17 protein-coding genes are annotated in these 14,762 nt (G+C 70.6%); 9 read left to right on the top strand and 8 right to left on the bottom strand.

Annotated elements, in window-relative coordinates; genetic code table 11:
* Window positions 1–127: 127 nt before the first annotated feature.
* Window positions 128–580: a hypothetical protein gene (locus tag JMT67_RS02060; RefSeq protein ID WP_201462558.1), complete on the top strand. Its 453-nt coding sequence runs from the start codon at window positions 128–130 to the stop codon at window positions 578–580.
* Between the two features lie 70 nt (window positions 581–650).
* Here the strand turns inward: JMT67_RS02060 and rsmD are convergent, their stop codons facing one another.
* On the bottom strand, window positions 651–1,226 hold the full coding sequence (gene rsmD / locus JMT67_RS02055; RefSeq protein WP_201462557.1) for a 16S rRNA (guanine(966)-N(2))-methyltransferase RsmD: 576 nt from the start codon (window positions 1,224–1,226) through the stop codon (window positions 651–653).
* A 3-nt stretch (window positions 1,227–1,229) separates the two neighbouring features.
* Entirely contained in the window at window positions 1,230–2,693 is a 1,464-nt protein-coding gene (locus JMT67_RS02050; protein ID WP_201462556.1) for a pseudouridine synthase, read from the bottom strand.
* 12 nt (window positions 2,694–2,705) lie between these two features.
* Between JMT67_RS02050 and tadA the strand changes: the two genes are divergently transcribed.
* The 3 genes from tadA to JMT67_RS02035 are packed head-to-tail and all read left to right on the top strand — an operon-like array spanning window position 2,706 to window position 4,716.
* Entirely contained in the window at window positions 2,706–3,164 is a 459-nt protein-coding gene (gene tadA / locus JMT67_RS02045; RefSeq protein WP_201462555.1) for a tRNA adenosine(34) deaminase TadA, read from the top strand.
* Window positions 3,165–3,203: 39 nt separating this feature from the next.
* Window positions 3,204–3,629: an MliC family protein gene (locus JMT67_RS02040; protein ID WP_224761429.1), complete on the top strand. Its 426-nt coding sequence runs from the start codon at window positions 3,204–3,206 to the stop codon at window positions 3,627–3,629.
* Window positions 3,630–3,669: 40 nt separating this feature from the next.
* Window positions 3,670–4,716: an NAD(P)H-dependent flavin oxidoreductase gene (locus tag JMT67_RS02035; protein ID WP_201462554.1), complete on the top strand. Its 1,047-nt coding sequence runs from the start codon at window positions 3,670–3,672 to the stop codon at window positions 4,714–4,716.
* On the opposite strand, the gene JMT67_RS02030 is transcribed toward JMT67_RS02035, so the two are convergent.
* The 3 genes from JMT67_RS02030 to JMT67_RS02020 are packed head-to-tail and all read right to left on the bottom strand — an operon-like array spanning window position 4,713 to window position 6,969.
* Window positions 4,713–5,300, bottom strand: coding sequence for a GNAT family N-acetyltransferase (locus JMT67_RS02030; protein ID WP_054765596.1), 588 nt, complete (start codon window positions 5,298–5,300; stop codon window positions 4,713–4,715). The genes JMT67_RS02035 and JMT67_RS02030 overlap by 4 nt on opposite strands.
* A complete protein-coding gene (gene aroB, locus JMT67_RS02025) occupies window positions 5,300–6,406 on the bottom strand; it encodes a 3-dehydroquinate synthase (RefSeq protein ID WP_201462553.1) in 1,107 nt (368 codons plus the stop codon). Before aroB ends, JMT67_RS02030 begins: the two co-directional genes overlap by 1 nt.
* The gene (locus JMT67_RS02020) at window positions 6,403–6,969 is read right to left on the bottom strand and encodes a shikimate kinase (RefSeq protein ID WP_201462552.1); all 567 of its coding nucleotides are present in this window, start codon (window positions 6,967–6,969) and stop codon (window positions 6,403–6,405) included. The genes aroB and JMT67_RS02020 overlap by 4 nt, the downstream gene beginning before the upstream one ends.
* 125 nt (window positions 6,970–7,094) lie before the next feature.
* Here JMT67_RS02020 and JMT67_RS02015 point away from each other — a divergent pair, with 125 nt between their 5' ends.
* The 4 genes from JMT67_RS02015 (at window position 7,095) to JMT67_RS02000 (ending at window position 10,179) form a co-directional block, all read left to right on the top strand.
* Window positions 7,095–7,997, top strand: a complete 903-nt coding sequence (locus JMT67_RS02015; RefSeq protein ID WP_201462551.1) for a site-specific tyrosine recombinase XerD — start codon at window positions 7,095–7,097, stop codon at window positions 7,995–7,997.
* Between the two features lie 116 nt (window positions 7,998–8,113).
* Window positions 8,114–9,061, top strand: a complete 948-nt coding sequence (locus JMT67_RS02010; RefSeq protein ID WP_183215675.1) for an acetyl-CoA carboxylase carboxyltransferase subunit alpha — start codon at window positions 8,114–8,116, stop codon at window positions 9,059–9,061.
* A gap of 72 nt (window positions 9,062–9,133) precedes the next feature.
* Entirely contained in the window at window positions 9,134–9,682 is a 549-nt protein-coding gene (locus JMT67_RS02005; protein WP_152950134.1) for a response regulator, read from the top strand.
* Complete coding sequence (locus JMT67_RS02000; protein WP_054765590.1) at window positions 9,679–10,179, top strand: hypothetical protein; 501 nt, start codon at window positions 9,679–9,681, stop codon at window positions 10,177–10,179. Before JMT67_RS02005 ends, JMT67_RS02000 begins: the two co-directional genes overlap by 4 nt.
* Here JMT67_RS02000 and JMT67_RS01995 read toward each other — a convergent pair.
* The 3 genes from JMT67_RS01995 to JMT67_RS01985 all read right to left on the bottom strand — a co-directional run bounded on the left by JMT67_RS01995 (window position 10,164) and on the right by JMT67_RS01985 (window position 14,079).
* Complete coding sequence (locus JMT67_RS01995; protein WP_201463945.1) at window positions 10,164–12,050, bottom strand: ABCB family ABC transporter ATP-binding protein/permease; 1,887 nt, start codon at window positions 12,048–12,050, stop codon at window positions 10,164–10,166. The genes JMT67_RS02000 and JMT67_RS01995 overlap by 16 nt on opposite strands.
* A gap of 62 nt (window positions 12,051–12,112) precedes the next feature.
* Entirely contained in the window at window positions 12,113–13,129 is a 1,017-nt protein-coding gene (locus JMT67_RS01990; protein WP_201462550.1) for a threonine aldolase family protein, read from the bottom strand.
* Window positions 13,129–14,079 (bottom strand): mechanosensitive ion channel family protein, encoded by a 951-nt coding sequence (locus tag JMT67_RS01985; RefSeq protein WP_201462549.1) that lies wholly within the window; start codon window positions 14,077–14,079, stop codon window positions 13,129–13,131. Before JMT67_RS01985 ends, JMT67_RS01990 begins: the two co-directional genes overlap by 1 nt.
* A 127-nt stretch (window positions 14,080–14,206) precedes the next feature.
* Here JMT67_RS01985 and JMT67_RS01980 point away from each other — a divergent pair, with 127 nt between their 5' ends.
* Window positions 14,207–14,761: an FKBP-type peptidyl-prolyl cis-trans isomerase gene (locus JMT67_RS01980; RefSeq protein ID WP_201462548.1), complete on the top strand. Its 555-nt coding sequence runs from the start codon at window positions 14,207–14,209 to the stop codon at window positions 14,759–14,761.
* Window position 14,762 lies beyond the last annotated feature (1 nt).

Below are 14,762 nucleotides of genomic sequence, written 5' to 3'. Positions count from 1 at the left end.
AGAGGGGGAGGATTTCGGTCGTCGCCGTTCGCATTCCTCCCCCCTTGGGGGAGGGGGACCGCGAAGCGGTGGAGGGGGGCTCGCTCCACGTCCGACTCTGACGTACCGTCGTTTTACGGATACGGCCATGACCCCGCCCTATCGCATCCGTGAATCCCGCATCTGGGCCCAGGCCCGCGCCGACTATCTGTCGGGTCTCAGCGCCGAGGCCGTGTGCCGGCGTCATGACCTGGGTCTGTCGGCCTTTCGCCGCCGCGCCCGCAAATACGGCTGGCGGCGCAGCGATCAGGTCGAGCCGCCGCCCGGCGAGATCGACCTGTCCCTGTATGAGGACATCGACCTGGACGAGCTGGCGCGCACCGCCCGCCTGCGGTTCATCGAGGCGGTGGAGGGCGGGCGCGCGTCGGACGCCCGGCGCTGGCGCGCCCTGGCCGACGACCTGACCCGCGAGGCCCGCGCCTTCGACGCCGACTTCTTCAGGGGGATGAGCCGCGAAGAGGGGGAAGCCTCCCTGGAAGGGATGCGGCGCGAGATCGACGAGGAGGACGAGGCCCTGCTGGGGCCGCCGCCCGAGGACTGAGCCTCCTGCGACCCGCTCGCAAAAATCTGCACGAAAGTGCACTGAAAGAATTCGGAGTGCACTTTCCCCGTCAGGCGGCGGGGTCCGCCACCTTCAGGAACAGCACCCGCGCCGCCCCATAGTCGCGCGCGTCCAGCCGTCGATAGCCGGGGGTGTCGATGTCGGGCTCGTCGGACCCGCGCTCGAACACCACCAGGGCGCCGGGCTTCAGCCAGCTTCCCTCTAGCAGCCGCGCCAGGGTCTGTTCCCCCAGCCCCTTGCCGTAGGGCGGGTCCAGAAAGGCCAGGTCGAAGGCCTCGGCGATGGGGCCCGGTCGAACGCCCAGGTCCGTCGCGCTCCTGCGATGCACCCGGGTGCGGCCCATCAGACCATAGGCGTCGGCGTTCTCGCGAATGGCGCCCCTGGCCCCGTCGTCGGTCTCGACGAACAGGCAGAAGCCCGCCCCCCGGCTGATCGCCTCGAAGCCCAGGGCGCCCGATCCGGCGTACAGGTCGATGACCCGCAGGCCGTTCAGGCTCTCGCTCCAGGCGGCGTGCTCCAGCACGTTGAACACGGCCTGGCGCGCCCGGTCCGAGGTCGGGCGCGTGCCCTGCCCCTCCGGCGCGACGATGGCCCGGCCCTTCAGGCTTCCGGCGACGATCCGCATGGATCAGCCGCGCGGCGTGCGGGGCTTGCCGGGTTGGCCGCCGGGCTTGCGCCCGCTGGTCCCCGACGGTCCCGCCGGCTTGCCTCCGCCCGCGCGCGGGGGCCGCACCGGTCGATCGCTGGGGCCCCCGCTGCGCGCTCCGCCGCTGCGAACCGCCGGCTTGCGCCGGTCGTCTATGAACTGGTCGTCGCGGGGTTTGAACACCCGCTTGGGCCGGTCGCCGTCGGCGCGGGCGGGGCGTTCGCCCTCGGGGGCGGTGCGCTCGCGCGGCTTGAAGCTCTTGCTGTGCTCGAACCTGGGCTTGGCCTTGGCCCAGCCGTCCTTCTTGGGCGCCCGCTCGCGGCGCTCGACCGCCTCGGCCTGGGCCGTCTCGGCGGCGCGAACGCGGCTGGGCTTGCGCGACGGATCCGACATGGCCGAACCGGAGCGGCCCTTGACGATGGGGGTGGCGATCCGGCGACCGGGAATGGGCGCGGGCGTCTCGACCGTATTGCCGGTCGGCAGGTTCTCGGGCCGGATATGGTCGGCCAGCAGCTCGCGGATCACGCGCGGCCCCACCTCCTCCACCGCCCCGACCGGCAGGACGTCCAGACGGAACGGCCCATAGGCCAGACGGATCAGCCGGTTGACCGTCAGGCCGACCGACTCCAGCACCTTGCGCACCTCGCGGTTCTTGCCCTCGGTGATCGAGACCGAGATCCACAGATTGGCCGGCGCCTTGCCGTCCTCGGACTTGGACTCCTTGGCCTTGTCCAGGGTGGCCTCGATGGGACCATAGGAGACGCCGTCCACGACGACGCCGTCCTTCAGCCTGTCCAGCTGTTCCTGGGTGATCTTGCCCCGCGCCCGGGCGCGGTACTGGCGCACCAGGGCGGTCGAGGGCAGTTCCAGCGCCCGGCTCAGCTCCCCGTCGTTGGTCAGCAGCAGCAGGCCCTCGGTCGCCAGATCGAGCCGCCCGACCGAGATCACGCGCGGCAGACCGGCCGGCAGGGCGTCGAACACCGTCGGCCGGCCCGCCGGATCCTTGTGGCTGGTCAGCAGACCGGCCGGCTTGTGATAGCGCCAGACGCGCGTCGCCTGGGCCCCGCCGATCGGCTTGCCGTCCACGGTGATCACGTCGTCGCGCGTCACCAGGGTGGCGGGCGTATCCAGAATGCGGCCGTTGACCGCCACCTTGCCCAGGCCGATCAGCCGCTCGACCTCGCGGCGCGAGGCGATGCCGGCGCGGGCCATCGCCTTGGCGATTCGCTCGCTGCGAACCGGGGCGGCCTCGGCCTTGGCCGGTTGGGCGCCCGCGCGGGGGCGGTCGTCGCCCGGCTTGCCGGCAAAGGCCTTGCGCGGCTTGTCGCCGAAGGGGGTCTTCCCGTCGCCGCTCTTGCGGGGACCGGAGGATTTGAAGGGCCCAGGCGACCGTCCGTCTTGACGGGCGCGGGGCTTCTTGTCGTTGTCGTTCGTATGGCGGACCATGATGAGCGGTTCATGCGCATGGCGCTGGACCAAGCGCAAGCGGCGGCGGACGCAGGAGAGGTGCCTGGGGGCGCATTTCTTGTCGACCCCGCCTCAAACGCGGTGATTTCGACCGGCGCCAACGGCCCGATCTGCGCGCACGACCCCACGGCCCATGCCGAGATCGTGGCCATGCGGCGCGCGGCGACGGCGCTGCAGAACTACCGCCTCACCGGCCTGACCCTCTATGTGACGCTTGAGCCCTGCGCCATGTGCGCCGGCGCCATCAGCCACGCCCGCATCGGCCGCGTGGTCTGGGCGGCCGATGATCCCAAGGGCGGCGCCGTGCTCCACGGCCCCCGTCTGTTCGAGCAACCCACTTGCCACTGGCGTCCGGCGACGGAGTGGGGTCTGTTGGCCGAGGAGGCGTCCAGCCTGCTCAAGTCCTTCTTCCGTCAACGGAGAGGAACGGCCGCAGGCGGCGGACGTTAGACCGCCGCCCCAAGCGGCGCTGTTGTGAGGAGTATCGCCTTGTCCAAGCCGGTTCTGCGGCCGTCCTTCGCTCTCGGCGGCCTCGCCGCCGTCCTCCTTCTGACGGCCTGCGGCCCTGACCCCGACAAGGCTCCCACCACCGGCGACGAGGTCAAGGAACGCGCCATCGAGGCCCAGACCGCCCGCAAACGCACCGGCGCCGAGGTCCAGGACCGCGTCCTGAACCGGGTCGTCCATACGGTGTATCTGTGCGACAACGGCGAGCGGCTGTCGGTCGACTTCGACAATCCGCGCGAGATGGCCACGGTCCGCAACTCCTCGGGCGAGGCGGTGGATCTTTATCAGGAACGCGCCGCCGACGGCATCTGGTACCGCGCCTCCAACGTCGAACTGCGCGGCAAGGGGGTGCTGGCCACCTGGTCCGTCGAAGGCCGACAGCCGACCGAATGCCGGGCCGTCGACTGACCCCATTGCCGAAGCCGACCCGGCTCCCTAGCTGCGGTCCATGTCCCTGATCGAACAGCTTGGCCTGACCGCGCCGATCGTCCAGGCGCCCATGGCGGGCGTCTCGACCCCGGCCATGGCGGCGGCCGTTTCGAACGCCGGGGCGCTGGGCTCCATCGCCGTCGGCGCGACCGATGCGGCGGGGGCCGGCCGGATGATCGCCGAGACCCGCGCCCTGACCGACCGCCCCTTCAACGTCAATCTGTTCGTCCACGCCGCGCCCCGCCGCGACGAAGGTGCGGAAGCCGCCTGGCTTCAGGCCCTGACGCCGTCGTTCGCCGCCTTCGGCGCCGCGCCCCCCGCCACGCTGAACGCCCCCTATCGCAGCTTCGCCGACGACGACGCCATGCTGGCGCGCCTGATCGCCGACGCCCCCGCCGTGGTCAGCTTCCACTTCGGCCTGCCCGATGGAGAGCGGATCCGGGCGCTGAAACAGGCCGGCTGCCTGCTCCTGGCCACGGCGACCAATCTCGATGAAGCCCTGGCTTGCAGGGCGGCGGGCGTCGACGCCGTGGTGGCGCAAGGATGGGAGGCGGGCGGCCATCGCGGGATGTTCGATCCCGACGCCGCCGACGACCGGTTGGGCATGGCCGCCCTGACCCGGCTGCTGGTCCTCCGTTCCGGCCTGCCGGTCGTCGCGGCTGGCGGGATCATGGACGGCCGGGGTGTTCACGCCGCCCTGAACCTGGGCGCCGTCGCGGCCCAGTTGGGCACCGCCTTCATCGCCTGCGACGAAAGCGCCGCCGACGCCGCCTATCGCCAGGCCCTGACCAGCGAGGCGGCCTATCACACCACCCTGACCCGCGCCGTGTCGGGCCGACCCGCCCGCTGCCTGCGCAATCGTTTCACCGAATTGGGGGCGCAGACGACGGCCGCCATCCCCGACTATCCCGTCGCCTATGACGCCGGAAAGGCCCTGAACGCCGCCGCCAAGGCCGTCGGCGAATACGGCTTCGGCGCCCAATGGGCCGGCCAGGGCGCGCCCCTGGCCCGCAGCCTTCCCGCCGCCGACCTGATTGCGGCCCTGGTGGCGGAAATGGCCGCCTAGCCGAACGCCGCCAGCCTTCGATCCAGCCCGTCCCGCACTTCGGGCCAGTCGTCGTCGATCACGGCGAACATGGCCGTATCCCGCGCCCGGCCGGTCCAGGTGGTCTTATGCTTCCTCAGAACGCCCTCGGCCTTGGCGCCCAGTTTTCGGATCGCCGCCTGGCTCTGGGCATTGACCGCATCGGTGATGATCTCGACCCGCACCGCGCCCGCGTCGAAGGCGTGGCCCAGCAGCAGCCGCTTGCAGGCCGGATTGACCGGCCCGCCCCGCGCCTCGGGCCGATAGAAGGTCGAACCGATCTCACAGCGTCGATAGGCCGGGTGGATCTCGTAAAGGCTGGTCGTCCCGACCACCGCCCCGTCCGACAGCCGCCGCACGGCGTAGGCGATGCGCGTTCCGGCCCCCATTGCCTTGAGGGCGGCGGCCCACCAGCCGTCGAAATGCGCGCCACAGGCGGGCGCGACCATGATCTCCCAGGCGGCCGGATCGCAATCCAGCGCCGCCTTCACCGTCTCCCGCAACCCCTCGGTGAACGGCTCCAGCCGCACGAACCGATCCTCCAGGGGAACGGCGGCGATCTGCATCAGCCCGTCGCCCCTTCGGCGATCAGGAAAGTCCGCACCTTCGCCGCATCCACCCCCTTGGCGACAAAGGCCCGGCCGACGCCGTGCGCCAGGATCAGGGTCAGGGCGCCGCCCTCGGCCTTCTTGTCCCCGGCCATCAGGGCCAGCAGCCGGTCGGCTTCGAAGGCGCCCGCCTGATCCAGCCGCGTGGGCAGGCCCGCCGCCGCGACCACCGCCTCGACCCGCGCGGCGTCCTCGGCCGAACACAGCCCCTCGCGCGCCGAATAGCGCAAGGCCATGCAGCAGCCGAGCGCCACCGCCTCCCCATGGGCCAGGGCGTCTTCGTCGAACCCGACCTCGGCCTCTATGGCGTGGCCGAAGGTGTGGCCCAGGTTCAGCAGGGCGCGGCGTCCCGCCTCCTTCTCGTCCTCCCCGACCACGGCGCTCTTGATCTCGACCGAGCGGATCACCGCCCGTTCCAGGGCCGCCGGATCGCCCGACGCTCCGGCCGCCCCCTCGCCCGCCAGCCAGTCGAAGAAGGCGGGGTCGCAGATCAGCCCGTGCTTCAGCACCTCGGCCCAGCCGGACTTCACCTGCCGCGCCGGCAGGGTCGCCAGAACGTCGATGTCGGCCAGGACCAGGCGCGGCTGATGGAAGGCGCCGATCAGGTTCTTGCCCCGCGGCGTGTCGATGGCCGTCTTGCCGCCGACGGACGAGTCGACCTGGGCCAGCAGGGTCGTCGGGATCTGCACGAAGTCGATGCCGCGCATGTAGAGCGCCGCCGCCAGCCCGGCTAAATCGCCGACCACCCCGCCGCCCAGGGCGATCACCACGTCCTTGCGGTCCAGGCCGATCTCCAGCAGCCGGTCCAGCACCCGCTCCAGCTGGGCGAAGGATTTCGACCCCTCGCCCGGCGGCACGGCGACGATCCGGCTCTGGACCCCCGCCGCCGCCAGGGATGCGGTCAGGGCGGCGCCGTGAACGGCCTCGACCGTCTCATCAGTGATGATCACCGTCCGGCCCCGCGCCAGGGGCGCGATCCGAGCGCCCGCCTGCTGCAGCAGCCCGCGCCCCACGATCACCTGATAGGCGGCGAAGGCGCCGCCGCTGACGGAAATGGTCGTCATGCTTTCGTCTCCGCACGGCGGCGTGTGCGCCAGTGTCGGCGCAGGGTCTTGTGAATGGCGTCCACCGCCTGGCCGTGAGACCCCTGCCCCACGTCCACGGTGACGTCGGCCTCGCCATAGATCGGATAACGGACCTCGGCCAAGGCCGTCAGCACCTCCAGCGGGTCCTTGCCGCGCAACAGGGGCCGGGTGTCGCGCCGCGCCACCCGTTCGGCGATGACCGCCAGATCGGCCCTCAGCCAGACCGTGTCGGCTCTTTCCTTCAGCAGGGCGCGGGTCTCCGGGTTCATCATCGCCCCGCCGCCGGTGGCCAGGACCAGGGGCGGCCCCTCCAGCAGGCGGCGGATCACCCGCGCCTCGCCGGCCCTGAACTCGGCCTCGCCCAAGGCGGCGACGATTTCGGACACGGTCATTCCCGCCGCCTCCTCGATCTCCACGTCTCCGTCGGCGAAGGGCAGTTTCAACCGATGGGCCAGCCGCCGCCCCACCGACGATTTGCCCACCCCCATCAGGCCGACCAGGGCTATGGTGCGGGTCGGACCCGGATTCGCGCGCCGCCTCATCCGGCGGCTCCGGCGGAACGGACGGTGAAGGAAACGGCGAAGGCGACGGCGCAGGCGGACATGATCGTTGGAACCTCTACACCAAGCCCGGCCTCGCGCCATCCGTCCGCAGAAACGATCGCCGCATGACGCCCCAAATCGAAGCTTTTCTGGAGATGATGGCGGTGGAGCGCGACGCCTCGCCCCACACCCTGGCGGCCTATGGGCGGGATCTGGCCGACGCCGAATCCGCCCTGACCTCGGACGGCGGCCTGATGCAGGCCCCGGCCGAGGCGGTCGAGGCCTGGTTCGCCGACCTGTCGCGCCGGGGCCTGTCGGCGGCCACCGCCGCCCGACGCCGATCGTCGGTGCGGCAGTTCTACCGCTTCGCCCTGGCCGAGGGCTGGCGGGCCGACGATCCGTCGCGTCGCCTGGACGCCCCCAGACAGGGCCGCCCCCTGCCCAAGTCCCTCAGCCGGGACGAGATCGACCGGCTGCTGGCCGCCGCCGCAGCCCGAGACGCGGCCGCCGGCCTGCGTCTGGTCGCCCTGGTGGAGATGGCCTACGCCTCGGGCTTGCGGGTGTCGGAACTGCTGGGCCTGAAGGTCGAGGCCGTGCGCCGCGATCCCGCCTATCTGATCGTGCGCGGCAAGGGCGGCAAGGAGCGCCTGGCCCCCCTGAACCCCGCCGCCCGCGCGGCGCTGAAGGCCTGGCTGACGGCGCGCGACGCCCGGCGCAAGCCCGAGGCGCCCGACAGCCCCTGGCTGTTTCCATCCTCCGGCCGTTCCGGCCATCTGACCCCGCGCCGGTTCGCCCAGCTGCTGGACGAGGCCGCGGTCGCGGCGGGCCTCGACCCCGCGCGGGTCAGCCCCCACGTCCTGCGTCACGCCTTCGCCACCCATCTTCTGGAGGGCGGCGCCGACCTGCGCGTGGTCCAGACCCTGCTCGGCCATGCCGACATCGCCACCACCCAGATCTACACCCACGTCGCCACCGACCGCCTGGCCCAGGTCGTCCACCAGAACCACCCCTTGGCGCGGGACGAATAACTCCGACTCACGGCTGTGAAAGCGACATTGTCACCCCGCTTGCCCCACGGCCCCGACCTCTCTAGTTTCCCCCGCCTTCCCCTGGGGCGCCTCGCCCGCCGTTTTCGGACGCCTTTATGGCCACGCACTATCTCGATTTCGAAAAGCCGATCGCCGATCTGGAAGCCAAGATCGAAGAGCTGTCGGCCCTGTCCGAGACCTCCGGGGGCTTCGACAACGAGATCGCCGGCCTGCGCAGGAAGGCTGAACAGCTGCGCAAGAAGACCTACGCCGGCCTTGACCCCTGGATGAAGACCCAGGTGGCGCGGCATCCGCAACGCCCCCACTTCATCGACTATGTCCAGGGCCTGTTCACCGACTGGACCGAACTGCACGGCGATCGCCAGTTCGGCGACGATCAGGCCATTCTGGGCGGGCTGGCGCGATTCCGGGGCCGTCCGGTCGTCGTCATGGGCCATGAGAAGGGCCACGACACCGAGACTCGCCTGACCCACAACTTCGGCATGGCCCGGCCCGAGGGTTATCGCAAGGCCGTGCGCCTGATGGACATGGCCGAACAGTTCGGCCTGCCGGTCCTCAGCTTCATCGACACGGCCGGCGCCTATCCGGGTCTGGGCGCCGAAGAGCGCGGTCAGGCGGAGGCCATCGCCCGCTCGACCGAACGCTGCCTGACCCTGGGCGTCCCCTCCATCGCCACCATCACCGGGGAAGGCGGATCCGGCGGCGCCATCGCCATCGCCGCCGCCAGCCGCGTCCTGATGCTGGAGCATTCGATCTATTCGGTCATCTCGCCCGAGGGGGCGGCCGGCATCCTGTGGCGCGACGGCGCCCGCGCCCGCGACGCCGCCATGGCCATGAAGATCACCGGCCCGGATCTTGTGGCGCTGAAGATCGTGGATCGTCTGATCGAGGAGCCGACCGGCGGCGCCCACGCGGACCGCGACGGCGCCCTGGCCCGGGTCGGCGACGTCCTGGCCGAGGAGCTTCAGTCCTTCCAGGGTCTGTCGCCCAAACAGATCAAGACCCGCCGCGCCGAGCGGTTCTACGCCATCGGCGCCCTCTGATCGAACGCCGTTAACCGCGCATCCACCTCCAGGTTCTAGCCTATAGGACCCGGGGGATTGGAAAGATCGGACATGCCGACACAGTCGGATACGCTCAGGGACAGCGCCGTCTTCAATCTGAGCGGCGCCGTCGTCATGGTGGTCGATGATTCGCCCTTCTCCCTGACCCTGACCACGGGCGTCCTGTCCGGCTTCGGCGTGCGTCCGGCCTATACGGTCGGCAGCGGCGTCCAGGCCCAGAGCCTCCTGGCGGAAAAGCCGATCGACCTCTTGCTGATCGACACCGACATGCCCGACATGGACGGATTCGAACTGGTGCGCTGGCTGCGCCGGTCCGGCCCCAACCCCAACGCCTTCACCCCCGTCATCATGACGGCCAGCCACATCCGACGGGGTCGAGTGGCCGAGGCGCGAGACTGCGGCGCCAACTTCGTCGTCACCAAACCCTTCAGCGCCGCCATGCTGCTGGAGCGCATCCTTTGGGTCGCCCGCGACGCGCGCCCCTTCCTTGAGGTCGGGGACTATCTGGGCCCGGACCGTCGCTTCGTCCGCCCCGAACTCTATGAGGGCGAGGAGCGGCGCGCCGACAGGCTCCGCGACAATATGGTGGAGTTCGCATGACCGTCATCACCCACGTCCAACGCCGCTCGCGCCTGGCGGAGATGGTGGATCGCCCCGGCGGGGTCAGCGTCGGCGTCGCCCTGGCTCAGGCCCAGGCCAATCTGGGCGGGCTGAGGGACCAGGCCTGCGCCATCATCGCCGACAACATCGCCGTCCTCCTGGCCGAGCCTGCGCCCGGCACGATCGAGGCCCTGCGGCTGGACCTGGCCTATTCAGCGTCCAATCAGATCATCGACGCGGCCAGCCCCTTTGCGATGGATGATCTGTGCACGGCCGCCAAGGGACTGTGCGACCTTCTGGACGCCGCTCCGCGCCAGGGTGGTTTCGACTGGCGCATCGCCACCGTCCACGCCCAGGCCATGAAGCTGCTGCTCAGCCTGCCGACCGACGCTGCGGCGCCCCGCGCCGCCATCGTCGAAAACCTGGCCGAGGTTCTTAAGCGCAAACTGCCCGTCCAGTCCCAGACGGCTCATCAGGCAGCTCAACCGACCGCCTGAACCGTCCGGCCCGCCCGCGTCTGTTTGCGCCACAGGGCGGCGTACTCCCCGCCCTGGCGCGCCACCAGTTCGTGATGGGCGCCGCGCTCGACGATCCGCCCCGCCTTCAGCACCAGGATCTGGTCGGCGTCGGCCACGGTGGACAGCCGGTGGGCGACCACCAGGGTGGTGCGTCCGGCGCTGACCCGCCGCAGCGTCTTCTGGATCGCCGCCTCGGTGCGACTGTCCAGGGCGCTGGTGGCCTCGTCCAGGATCAGGATGCAGGGATCGGCCAGCAGGGCGCGGGCGATGCCCACCCTCTGCCGTTCGCCGCCCGACAGTTTCAGCCCCCGTTCGCCGACCCGTGTCTGCATCCCGTCCGGTAATCCGCAGATGAAGTCGGCCAGTTCCGCCGCCTCGGCCGCCGCCCAGACCTGGGCCTCGTCCGCCTCGGGCCGGGCGAAGGCGATATTGGCCGCCAAGGTGTCGTTGAACAGGGCCACGTCCTGCGGCACCAGGGCCACGGCGGCCCGCAAGGACGCCTGGGTCACGTCGCGCACGTCGCGGCCGTCGATCAGAACCCGGCCCTCCTGCGGGTCGATCAGGCGCAGGGCCAGTTTGACGATGGTCGACTTGCCCGCCCCCGAGGGCCCGACCAGGGCGGTGGTGGTTCCGGGCGCCGCCACGAAGCTGACGTCCTCCAGCCCATTGGCGCGGGCGTCGTGGCGGAAGCCGACGTGCTGGAACGCGACTTCGGCGCCGCGCGCTTCGGTCGGGCGCGGCAGAGGCTGGGCGTGGAGCGCATCGGCCACCTGGGGCGTCTGGCGCGTCACCTTCAGCATCTCCTCCATGTCGATGAAGGATTGGCGGATCTCGCGATAGGCGAAGCCGAGGATGTTCAGCGGGGCGTACAGGGAGACCATGATCAGCACCGCCGCCGTCACGTCGCCCGGCCCCATCCGCCCAGCCGCAGCCTCGAACCCGGCCATGACCGCCATGACGCCGAGACCCAGGTTCATGATCAGGGCCTGAATCCCGTTCAGCAGGGCCAGGGAAGTGTTGGCCTTCAAGGCCGCCGCCGCATAGTCGCCCAGGGCCCGGTCATAGGTCACGGCGGCCCGCGCCTCGGCGCCGAACGACTTGACCGTCTCATAGTTGAGCAGGGCGTCGACCGAGACCCCGGCGGCCTCCGAATCGGCGGCGTTCATCACCCGTCGATGCTCCAGCCGCCAGTTCGACAGGGCGAAGGTGGCCGAAGCGTAGACGACCACCACCGCGATCGCCACAGCGGCGAACCGCCAGTCGTACTTGCCGCCCAGCACCGCCGCCGCCAGCACCAGCTCCACCCCCGTCGGGACCAGGTTGAAGGCCAGGATGCGCAGCAGGAAGTCCACGGCCCGCGAGCCGCGATCCAGGGTCCGCGACAGGGCGCCGGAGCGTTTGGTCTGGTGGAAATACAGCGACAGGCTCAGGGCGTGGGCGAAGCCTTCGGCGGCTGTCCGCCTCTGGGCCGCCGCCCGGACCGGGGCGAAGACGACGTCTGAGGCCTGGGGCGCCGCCGCTGACAGAAACCGCACCAGGGCCCAGCCGACCGCAAAGGCGGCGAAGCCCCAGCCCATGGCGACGGCCGTTCCCTGTCCGGCCGCCAGCCGATTGACCGCCGCGCCCAGGACCAGGGGCGCCAGCACGCCCAAACCCTTGCCCGCCAGGGTCAGGGCGATCGCCGCCCCCAGCCGCACGCGCAGCTGCGGCGCGCCCGATCGCCCGACCAGCCGCACCAGATCCGCCAGCGCCTTCAGCGTCGGTGGGCCTTCCGTCCTGTCCTGCATGCTCCCCGCCTGCTGCGCCTTGACCATCGGGTCGCGCCGGCCGCCGGAGCGCTCTCCGCGCATCGCCATGGTTCGCATATGGACAGTCAAGACGGCCGGGAAAAGGCCGCCCGGCGCCGGACGGCTCAGTTCAGGCCGGCGATGGCGGCGATCAGCTCGTCCACCGCCTCTTCCTGGGTCGCCCAGGAACAGACGAACCGGACTGATCCGTCGTCGAACTGATAACAGGCCCAGCCCAGGGCCTTCAGCCTCTGGTGCGCCTCGGCCGGCATACGGACGAAAACCGTATTGGATTCGACCGGATGGGCCAGGACGAAGGGCGAGCGCGTCGCAATCCCGGCCGCCAGACGCTGGGCCATCAGATTGGCGTGGGCGCCGCCCGCCTCCCAGTCGCCGCTTTCCAGCAGCCCCAGCATGGGTCCGGCCAGCGTCCGGGCCTTGGACGCCGTCTGTCCGGCCTGTTTCAGCCGATTGTCCAGCCGCCGCGCCAGGCTCTTGTCGAACAGGACCAGGGCCTCGACGCAAGACGCGCCCGCCTTGGCGCCGCCGAACACCAATATGTCCACGCCCAGGCGCGCAATGTCCTTCAGGTCGAACCCGGCCGCAGCCGCATTGGCCAGCCGCGCCCCGTCCATATGCACCCCATAGCCGCGCGCCTTCACCGGCTCGATCAGATGGCGCAGCTCTTCTTCCGTATAGACGGCGCCGTATTCCGTGGCCTGGGTCAGGGACAGGGCGGCCGGCGGCTGGCGATGGCCGACCTCGGGCTCGGTCAGCTGCGCCTTCAGCGCCAGGGGATCGATCCGCCCGGAGAAGCCCGGCAGGCCGATCAGCCCCACCCCCTGGCCGAAGAAGCCCGGCGCCCCCGTCTCATCGGTGCAGACATGGGCGGCGTTGTGCGCCAGCACCGCCTCGAATGGATAGGTCAGCATCGACAGGGCGATGGCGTTGGCCGCCGTGCCGCTGAAGACGAAACGGACGTCGGCGTCGGCGTCCAGCCTCTGTCGAATCTGGTCGGCGGCCCGCGCCGTGATCGCATCGGCGCCGTAGGAGGGAACAAAGCCCGCGTTGGCCTGGATCAGGCCCTCCAGCGCGCTGGGCGCCATTCCGGCGGTGTTGTCGGATCCGAAATCGTAACGCATCAGCGGGTCTTCGTACTCGTCTCTTCGACCTTGTCCGCCTCCACCGTCCGCACACGGACGACGGGCATGACGTCCTCGTCGCCATAGGGCACGGCGACCTGGTGCGGGAAGGGAATCTCGATCTCGGCGGCGTCCAGCGCCTCCTTGCCGCCCTGCATCAGATCGGCCTGAGTCTGCCACCAGTCCTCGACCTTGACCCAGGCGTGCAGGGTGATCTGGACCGCGCTGTCCAACAGGCCGGTCACCCCGGTCCAGGGATGGGGGTCGTGCAGAACCTTCTCATGGGCTGCGGCCATGTCGGCCAGGACGCAGCGCGCCTTGTTCAGATCCTCGCCGTAGCCGACGGTGAAGTTGATCTCGATCCGCCGGGTCTGCTGACCGGTCAGATTGGTCAGGGGGTCGCTCAGGACCTTGGAGTTCGGAATGACGATCTTGTGGTTGTTGGCGTTCGACAGCTGGGTCGTGAACAGGTCCAGCCGCTGCACCGTCCCGGCCATGCCGCCGACGTCCACCACGTCCCCGACGCGGTAGGGCCGCAGGATCAGAAGCATGATGCCCGAAGCCACATTGGACAGCGTCCCCTGAAGCGCCAGGCCCACGGCCAGGGACGCCGCCCCCAGGACCGCGATGATGGAGGTGGTCTGCACGCCCAGCCTTTGCAGCACGGCGATCATCCCGATGATGATCACCACCACCCGAACCACCTGAACGGCGAAGCTGAGGACCGTCTGGTCGTGGCGGAAGGCGCCGATCCGCGACAGCGCCCTTCGCGCCAGCCCCGCCGCCCATTTGGCCGCGAACAGGGTCGCGGCGAAGATCAGGGCCGCGATGATCAGATTGATGGCGAAGTCGCCGGCCATGTCGGTCAGCTTGGCGATCATGACGGCGTCGACGGCCACGGCCTGGCGACCGGCCGCCACTGCTTCGGCGAGAGAGTTGTCTATGGACATGGTCGCGGGTCTAACGCCTTAAGTCCCGATTGGAACCCCGCCGGCTCAATTTCCCGCTCCTTCCGCGCATGTCGCCTTCGCGCAAAGACGGTTGGCGGCGGCCCGTTCGGCCTGATAGCGTCGCCTTATGACTCGCACCCTCCCGATCCTCCTCGCCGCCCTCGCCGTCTCCGCCTGTGCGACGCGCGGGACGCCGGTCTCCTACGCCGAAACGGCTTCGGCGGCCGCCCGCGCCGCAGCCCAGGTCGAGGGCCAGGCCGGCCAGACGCCGCAGCAGGCCTGGGACGCCGGAAACCAGGCCTATCTGGCGTGGAACGGCGCCCGGCGCGGCTGGACCACCACCGCCAGCGGCCTGCAATACCGCCGCGTGGGCAAGGCCCATCCCGAGGGCGCCCAGCCTTCGGCGACCGATACGGTCAAGGTCCATTATCGCGGGACCTTCATCGACGGACGCGTGTTCGACAGCTCCTACGCCCGCAACGAACCGGCCGAGTTTCCGCTGAACCGGGTCATCAAGGGCTGGACCGAAGGGGTGGCCCTGATGCGGGTCGGCGAGACCTATGAGTTCGTCATTCCGCCGGCCCTGGCCTATGGCTCGCGCTGGGTCGGCGGCGATCAGCTTCCGCCCGACTCCACCCTGCGCTTTTCGGTGGAGCTGCTGGACGTCGCCCCCGGCGCCTGAC

The organism is Brevundimonas aurantiaca, from assembly GCF_904830995.1.
Taxonomy (GTDB): domain Bacteria; phylum Pseudomonadota; class Alphaproteobacteria; order Caulobacterales; family Caulobacteraceae; genus Brevundimonas; species Brevundimonas aurantiaca.
This window is presented reverse-complemented; position numbering and strand designations above follow the sequence as displayed.